The 7,501-nt window shown below is 53.8% G+C and carries 7 protein-coding genes; all 7 read right to left on the reverse strand.

All coding sequences use genetic code 11. The features are described 5' to 3' along the window. Positions 1-150: 150 nt before the first annotated feature. Positions 151-642 carry a type VI secretion system effector Hcp gene (gene hcp / locus M8Q36_RS02165; protein ID WP_017457535.1) on the reverse strand — a complete coding sequence of 164 codons (492 nt, stop codon included), beginning with the start codon at positions 640-642 and terminating at the stop codon, positions 151-153. Between the two features lie 4 nt (positions 643-646). Then, positions 647-2,359, reverse strand: coding sequence for an OmpA family protein (locus M8Q36_RS02170; RefSeq protein WP_249879888.1), 1,713 nt, complete (start codon positions 2,357-2,359; stop codon positions 647-649). After that, the gene (gene tssL, locus M8Q36_RS02175; protein WP_249879889.1) at positions 2,356-3,045 is read right to left on the reverse strand and encodes a type VI secretion system protein TssL, short form; all 690 of its coding nucleotides are present in this window, start codon (positions 3,043-3,045) and stop codon (positions 2,356-2,358) included. Before tssL ends, M8Q36_RS02170 begins: the two co-directional genes overlap by 4 nt. Continuing rightward, a complete protein-coding gene (tssK, locus tag M8Q36_RS02180; protein WP_249882711.1) occupies positions 3,042-4,385 on the reverse strand; it encodes a type VI secretion system baseplate subunit TssK in 1,344 nt (447 codons plus the stop codon). Before tssK ends, tssL begins: the two co-directional genes overlap by 4 nt. Before the next feature lie 14 nt (positions 4,386-4,399). Further along, a complete protein-coding gene (tssC, locus tag M8Q36_RS02185; RefSeq protein WP_249879890.1) occupies positions 4,400-5,947 on the reverse strand; it encodes a type VI secretion system contractile sheath large subunit in 1,548 nt (515 codons plus the stop codon). 32 nt (positions 5,948-5,979) lie between these two features. Next, positions 5,980-6,477: a type VI secretion system contractile sheath small subunit gene (gene tssB, locus M8Q36_RS02190; protein ID WP_249879891.1), complete on the reverse strand. Its 498-nt coding sequence runs from the start codon at positions 6,475-6,477 to the stop codon at positions 5,980-5,982. 275 nt (positions 6,478-6,752) lie between these two features. Then, positions 6,753-7,385, reverse strand: a complete 633-nt coding sequence (locus M8Q36_RS02195; protein WP_249879892.1) for an ECs1377 family protein — start codon at positions 7,383-7,385, stop codon at positions 6,753-6,755. Positions 7,386-7,501: the final 116 nt, after the last annotated feature.

A 7,501-nucleotide genomic window follows, 5' to 3' on the forward strand; every position in this document is an offset into this window, starting at 1 on the left:
ACGCTACCGCCCATCGCTTTCCCTTTTGACAAGGAACCCAAAGCGCATCAGGTCAGGCAGGCAAATTGTGCGATTCTTTGCTGAAAGCCCGAGGCGGCAGACATTCAGCAAAAAAGAAAAAGCGGACAGGGGGGACTGTCCGCATGCGACTTACGCGGTGGCGCGTTCGTTCCAGGAATCGGAATGAATGATGTTGCCGTCTTTGTAGGTCCAGGTGATTTTTTCGTAGCGCAGTTCGATCTGCTCGAGGTGGTTGTGCTTCTCGTAAGAAGGGTCTTTGATGTCGTGCATCACCGGATTCACTTTCACCACTTTCACGTTTTCCAGTTTGGTGTTGAAGTACTCCACTTCCTGGCCCGCGTCGTTGATTTTGTACCACTTGAATTCCGCAGACTTCAGGGTCTGGCCGGTCGTCACCGCCTTGTACAGGTACGGGCTGGAAGAATCGATTTCCTTAGTGAACAGGAATGGGGTGTGGATACGGGTACCAGTCAGCTTGCCGGTGTTGTTGTCAGTCGGGATGTACAGGTTGTGCTGCTGTGCAACGACTTCAATGCTGCCTTCGCGATCCTGGACGTCCACAGACCCTTTGATGTCCGCACCGCCGTCGTCTTTCAGCCAAAGATAAACAGGAATTGCCATGGAATTACTCTCCATTGTGTTGTGATTCGCCATCATCCTGTGATGACGCTGAGGGTTTGCCCGGTAACTGGCAGGCATCGACCTGCGGTACCAGACTGATTTCGACACGGCGGTTGAGCGCGCGGCCTTCCGGGGTGTCGTTGGTTGCGATCGGGCGACTTGCGCCATAACCCTGCACCGCAAAACAGCTTTCCGGTACGTCACCGGTGTCACGCATCCAGTCACGTACCGCTTCGGCACGTTTCATCGAGAGCGTCTGGTTAAGCCCAGGATTGCCGGTGTAATCGGTATGCCCTGCCACGACAATCAGCCAGCCCGGTTTGGCCTTGATTTCGACCAGGGAGTTGACCAGCAGTTTGGTAGAGCCCGGCTTGAGGTCAGACTGACCCGAGTCGAACAGCGACATGCTGTCGAGGCGGATAATTTTCGGTACCGGTTCTGCTTTCGGTTGAGATTCAGGGGGTGATGGCGGCAGGACATACGAGCGAATTGCCTCCAGCAGCGTAATACGCAGCAGCTCCCCCTGATACAAACCAAGGCTCATCCGGGCTGGTACGCCATTACGCGCCCAGCCATCCAGTTGGGCCGCGTCGTCAAGCAGGACCGCAACGGCATCAGCTTTCGGGCCGTAATCAACCATGGAGAGTTGGTTGTAATGGGCTATATCGAAGCTCACGTGGTGGAGCAACTGACAATTATTCCAGCCGCTGCTGAGCAGGGCGGCAATAGCCGCAAGAGTGAAAAGGTTCAGCGCGCACCGCAAGGCCTTGTCCCGCGAGGTTAATCCACACCCTTCAGGTAACAGCGGCAGAACGAAATCCGGGAACCGCGTTGTCTCCGTACTGTCAGCCTCCACCGGCTGCCAGCCAGCCACTTGCTGCATGGCGGTATGACGAGATAACCACACGGTCCAGGCTGAAGAGGCCAGGTTCCCGGTAAGAACGGGCCCCATGCCCCATAAAACAGCAGTGGGCGAAATGGGCGAGACATCGGGGTTCTCATCCATAAATACTGCACTAACGTGCTGATGAAACCAGCTCATCAGGCTGTTCATCAACACCTGTTGCTGCATCGCAGGCGCGCCGCAGGTGCTGACCCATGCGGCAATCGAACGGGGCCCGGAGGACTCGTGCCAGACCCTAACATCTTCACCCGCAATCGCCAGCTGCCACAGCGTGTCACTCATGATCGCGCTGCCAATCTGGCCATTCAGCACCAGCGGTACAGAATGCCCGGTCTCCTTACGCAATTGGCTGATTTGCCAGCGCAGGGCAAGCAGACGACTGGTCAGCACTTCGCTGTCAGCATGCTTCTGCGGGCAGACACAGACCATCACCGAAAGTTTGCGCCCCCAGGTCGGGCGCTGCCATAGTACCTGGCGGACCATCTGTCCCAACTCCTGGTCATCCTCCACGCGGATCCAGCAGCCCTGCGTTACGGTTAGTACCTGTGACTGCTGTGGCCAGGCCAGCGGTAGATCGCCACAAACCAGTACCACAGGCTGGCGGTATGTAGCGTCCGGCAGGTTATCCAGATACGAGGTGACGTCATATTCAGCACGACGGCTGGCGACGAACCAGAACGCCGCAATCCCCCCCAGAATCGCCAGCAGAGCGAGTACAGCAACCATCCTGGACACCGGTAAAAAAACCAGGCAGACCACGACGCTTAGCAGGGCGGCCCACAGTGCGAGCCCGCACCGTTGAGCAGGACTCATTTATCGCCCCCCGGCAACAGGGAGATCAGCAGTTGATCGAGCCAGTGGTTCAGCCCCCACCACATGGCCACGACCACAATCACACTCAGGCAAATGTACACAGGCCACGAAGCCAGCCAGCCGCCCCTCCTCCAGCCAGCAAAACTTTCCGCCAATACAGGATGGGTTGGTGGATTGCTGAAGGGCGTGACAAGTTTGCTGAGTGCGCTGACGAGCTTCTGACGCTCCGGATCATTTAGTGAGCGAAAACTGCCGAGGAATCCCAGCATCATTACCCGCTGGAAGCAGGTCACGACGGCATGGTTGGGTGTCTGTTCATGCAGCACATCGCGCATCCGGTCACACAGCGTGTCGCCAGCATCCATGGTGCCGAGAAAATACCCCTGCAGAGGAATGTCATACCACTGCACGCAAGCGTCATCATCCACACCGCGGCTTTTGACTGCCTCATCAAGCAGCGCACATTGCGCAGTGAGAATATGCAGACAGCTGGCCTCATCAAGTTCGCTCGCTTTAAGCTGACGCTGTACGCGCTCCACATCAGCGATACAGCGCTCCCACAGCATCCGGCCTTCGCCTTCCTGAAACTGCGGGCCGTAACGCAGGCTAATGACTTGCAGCCAGGTGTCCTGCAGCAGCTCATCAATATCAATGGACGCGGCGCCACCGCGTTTACGCTCATTCATGTTCTCAGTACCGCAAAGAGTTCAAGTTCAGGTTCGCCGAGCATTCCCGGGACATAAAACATGCAGCAGCCACTCTGGAGCATTTCCACAGCCAGAGGATGAGAGATATCAAGGCTGAAATACTGATTTTCCAGGCGCAGCGGTATGGCAGCAGGAACATGACGCAAAGGCGTCAGAGGAACCCCTATCCGGGATGAGTTAACAATGCCCCGGACATGATCCGGGCTGCCCACTTTGCACTGACGCGGGAACTGCTCCTGCAATTGCGCCACCGGCATCGGTGAACGCACAGAGAGGTAGTAATCAGCACCTTCGCGCAGACGTGGGTCATGCAGACGGGCCTGCCAGAAGCGCAGACGTGCGTCATACTCAAATTCAAGCGAGACCACCCGCGAGGGCAGACTGGCTTCCAGCAGATCACTCAATAAGTCAAACAGCGGCGGGAAAACCGTATTCAGTTGCTCGTGCTGCCAGACTGGAATAGCGCTCACCTGATGCTCCAGCGAGAACGTCAACAAGCTTCCTGCCAGGCGGGTAAGCTCCGGATACAGACGCTCAGGTGGGCTTTGCGGGTTGCGCTGAAACTGTCCCAGCACGGGCTCGGCACTGTTCAGTGCATTGAGCAACCAGAATAGAGATACGTCGGCCACCGCGAAATCAGCCATCCGTTCATTACTTTCACGACGCATGGCCATCAGACGGCTCAGACGAGCACGCAACTGGGTCATCAACTGTTCCAGCTGATTCAACAGCCAGCGGCTGCCCTGAATGGCCAGGAGTGGGGGGAGAAAGGTTTCGTCCAGTACCCAGACGCCCTGAGAATCCAGCCGAAGACGCACGACCGGGCAGGTTAGGTAATCGCTGTTGTTCTGATGGTCAAAACGCAGCGTCAGTTCTGGCTGCATCACCGCAATCTGACGAGTGTCGTCCCCGAAAGTATTGCGGACATCTCGCCAACGCTGGCGATAGCGCACCGGGCGCTCTGCCACACCATCAGGTTTCAGGCAATTGCCGCCATTGGCCCGCAACAACGGGAGTGCCAGCACCACCACGACCTCATGTGATTCGCCCTCAAGCGACAGCGCAGATGGCAGAGCGTCAGCATTGTTTGTATCAATCAGCGTACCGTCCTGAAAGCGGACATGCAGATGGCGGCTCTGCAGACGACCCAGCTTTAGTGCTTCCAGTTCAAAAGTGGCATCAATCACCCCCCAGGGGTGAGCGAGGCCGAGTTGGGCGATACATTCCGCAGCCCAGGCCGTATACGCGGCCTGTTGCTGGAAGTGCTGGGGAGAAACCATAATGCCCCTGCCCCATAACGGTTGTTCCGTTTTCATCAGCTTCCTGGCTTACCTTATGACTTGGCTTTCGGCATCTGGGAAACCAGTGACAGATTGACGTCCATGCCTTCGACCTGGAAATGCGGGATGGCATAGAGTTTGACGCGGAAAAATCCCGGGTTGTCGTCAATATCTTCCACCACGACTTTGGCATCACGCAGCGGGTGGGAAGCCTGTAGCTCGTCGCCCGGATCGGTCATCTCGGTGACCAGGCTGCGCACCCAGGTGTTCAGCTCCAGTTCCAGTAATCGGCGATCTTTGGTCGTACCGATGTTTTCACGCTGAATAAGCTTCAGATAATGCGCAATACGCGAGAGCAGGAAGATATACGGCAGGCGCGCATTGATACGGCTATTGGCGGTTGCGTCAGTGGTATCGTACAGCGCCGGTTTCTGCGTGGAGTTTGCGGAGAAGAAGCAGGCGTAATCACGGTTTTTGTAATACGACAGTGGGATAAAGCCGAGATTTGCGAACTCGAACTCACGCGTTTCCGGGATCATCACTTCAGAGGGGATTTTTACCTGGTTGCCCGTGCCGAGATCATAAAGGTGAATAGGCAGATCCTGAACTGCACCACCCGCCTGCGGTCCACGAATTTGTACACACCAACCGTTATTGATAAAGCTGCGTACCATATTGGCGGCAAAGGCGAACGAGGCGTTGGTCCACAGGTATTTATCGTGATCCGGACCTTTCACTTCCTCCACATAGTTAAAGCTTCGTACCGGTACGGTGTCCGGTCCATATGGCAGGCGGCCAAGTACGCGTGGCATCACCAGACCGATATAGCGGGCGTCGTCCGTCTCGCGAAAGGATTTCCACTTGATGTACTCCGCGCGGTCAAAGTAGTTGCCAATATCTTTAATCGCCGCCACGTCCTCCATCGCATCCTTGAGGAAGAATTTCGGGCCCGCAGAGCCGATAAACGGCATATGGGCTGCGGCAGACACTTTCGAAATGTTGCGCAGCAAAGCGACATCCTGCGCCGAAGCATCAAACTCGTAAGCGGAAATCAGCGCGGCAATGGGCTCGCCACCCGGCGTGTCATATTCATCGATATAAGTGTGTTTGTATAAACCGCTCTGGATAATTTCGGGGCTATCTTCAAAATCCTGGCGCAGATCGTCTTTGGAGAGATCGAGCAGTTCGATTTTGACGTTCTGGCGAAAATCGGTTTTATCCACCAGTGATTTCAGCCCACACCACAGACTTTCTACTGCCTGAAAGGCCTCATGGTGCATCACCGCATCCAGTTGACGGCTAATCTGGTAATCCAGCTCTGCGATATGGTGATCAATTAAATTGCGGTCAAGTTTTTCAATTTTCGAACCGGATTTTGTCAGGCATTCCAGGAACACCTGCATCCCTGCGGTCAGACGCTCATCGGCTGTTGCATCTGACATCGCCTGCGCATCCTGCCAGATATCCAGCGCGCTTAGCGTTGTTACCGGGTTCAGATTGATCTTTTCGAATAAAGAGGCGTAGACACCTCCCGCTTGCGTGCCTTGTAAAACAACGCTTTCGCCTGTGGCGACACTTTCATTTTGTACAGACATCAACATTCCTTATTCATCTGTTAAAACTTCGCCAGCATTTATGGCTGTTTGGGCGCAAGAGAGGAGAGCTCATCACGCAGTTCTGCGCTGAGAGAGGGGTTAAGAAGAATTTTTTCTAATTCCTTTCGGAAAGTCTGATTATCGAGTAAGTTCGCTTTCAGATCGCGAAGCAGATTGCGCATTGACAGCATAGCTTTGAGCTGGGGAATTTGGCGGGCAACCTCTTCTGGCGTGAAATCTTTCATATCGCGAAACGTCAAGCCGATATTCTCTTCGCTACCATTACCCACCAGTGTATTTTCGACCACAAGGTTAACTTTTGGGGAATAATCAGAAAGAACACTATTAAAGTTATCCTTATTAATATTAACCTTAACGCGTTCGCTTAAAGATGCAGTTTCCTTGCCGTTACTAAAATCACCCGTAACCAGTAATTTCAAAGGTAATTCTGTTTTTTTCTGTGCTCCGCCCGTATGCAGGTCGAGTTTCAGGTTGATACGCGCTTTCGGTATCTCCCGCTGGAAGCTATCGCTCATCGTTCCCTCTCTGTTTATTGCTCTGTGATATTTGCGCGTAATTTTCCCTGCGCATAACACGGAAACAATAAACCAAAACGTTTCACTTTTTACATCGAATATTAAAGATTAGGAATAAATAAAGGACTTTGATTAATCATTAATACGCAAAGTTATTAATTGATGAGCTAATTAGCACATAACACTTTCCAGATAATATTATTGCCGGTAATAAAGACGCGTAATATTTTCAGAAAGCATTCCTGAATGTATTTTAATTTATCGCTAAAGTTTCTTTAACGCCGTTCAAGTTGATAATACGGTACCCGTCGCGTTGTGCCCGTCAGGCTATCGAATACATCCGTTTCTGCGGTGCTGATCCTCATCCCTTTCTTTCTGAGTCTCGCCACATCGGCGGCCAGCCGCTGAATGCCAAACCAGAATAACGCATCAAGCGCCGTGACCTGGAGACCCGTCTCCAGCGCCAGCTTCAGGCGTTCGCGCGGGGCTTTAACCTCTTTGGCGATTTGCTGGTACGGCGCAGCCGTAACGTTGGTGGGATCAAGGCGACGAATACGATTGGAAAAGCGGTAGCTAAAGGCATCCGGGATAGCGCTTAAATCGCTTTTCAGACTGTAAGTACATCCCCAGCGGCTGCCGCTGATAACGGCGGGTTTGCGGCTGATTTGCAGCTCGTCGCGCAGGCTGTCAATAAGCTGCGGTGCACGAACCAGCAACAAACGAAAAGGTAACTCCAGGCTGGTAACGTAATCCACATTCAACAATGCAATGCGTAAACGTTCCTGCGCCCCGGCCTGCGTCTGGCGGCACTCGTCCATGACATCTGCCCACTGACGCGCCAGACGCGGCGTTTCATCAACTGCGGTGAAACTATATTTTTCAATCTGATAGTCGATGCGCCCACTCATCTTCGTCTGCCTCTGTTCCCTCGCCTTTACCCGCGAATCACTTTACCAGCGAGCCAATATAACCGGAAGCAGGAGGCAGCCCTGATCTGTGCTTTTATACACACAAATAAAAAACC

This window comes from Kosakonia sp. R1.Fl (assembly GCF_023516815.1).
Classification (GTDB): domain Bacteria; phylum Pseudomonadota; class Gammaproteobacteria; order Enterobacterales; family Enterobacteriaceae; genus Kosakonia.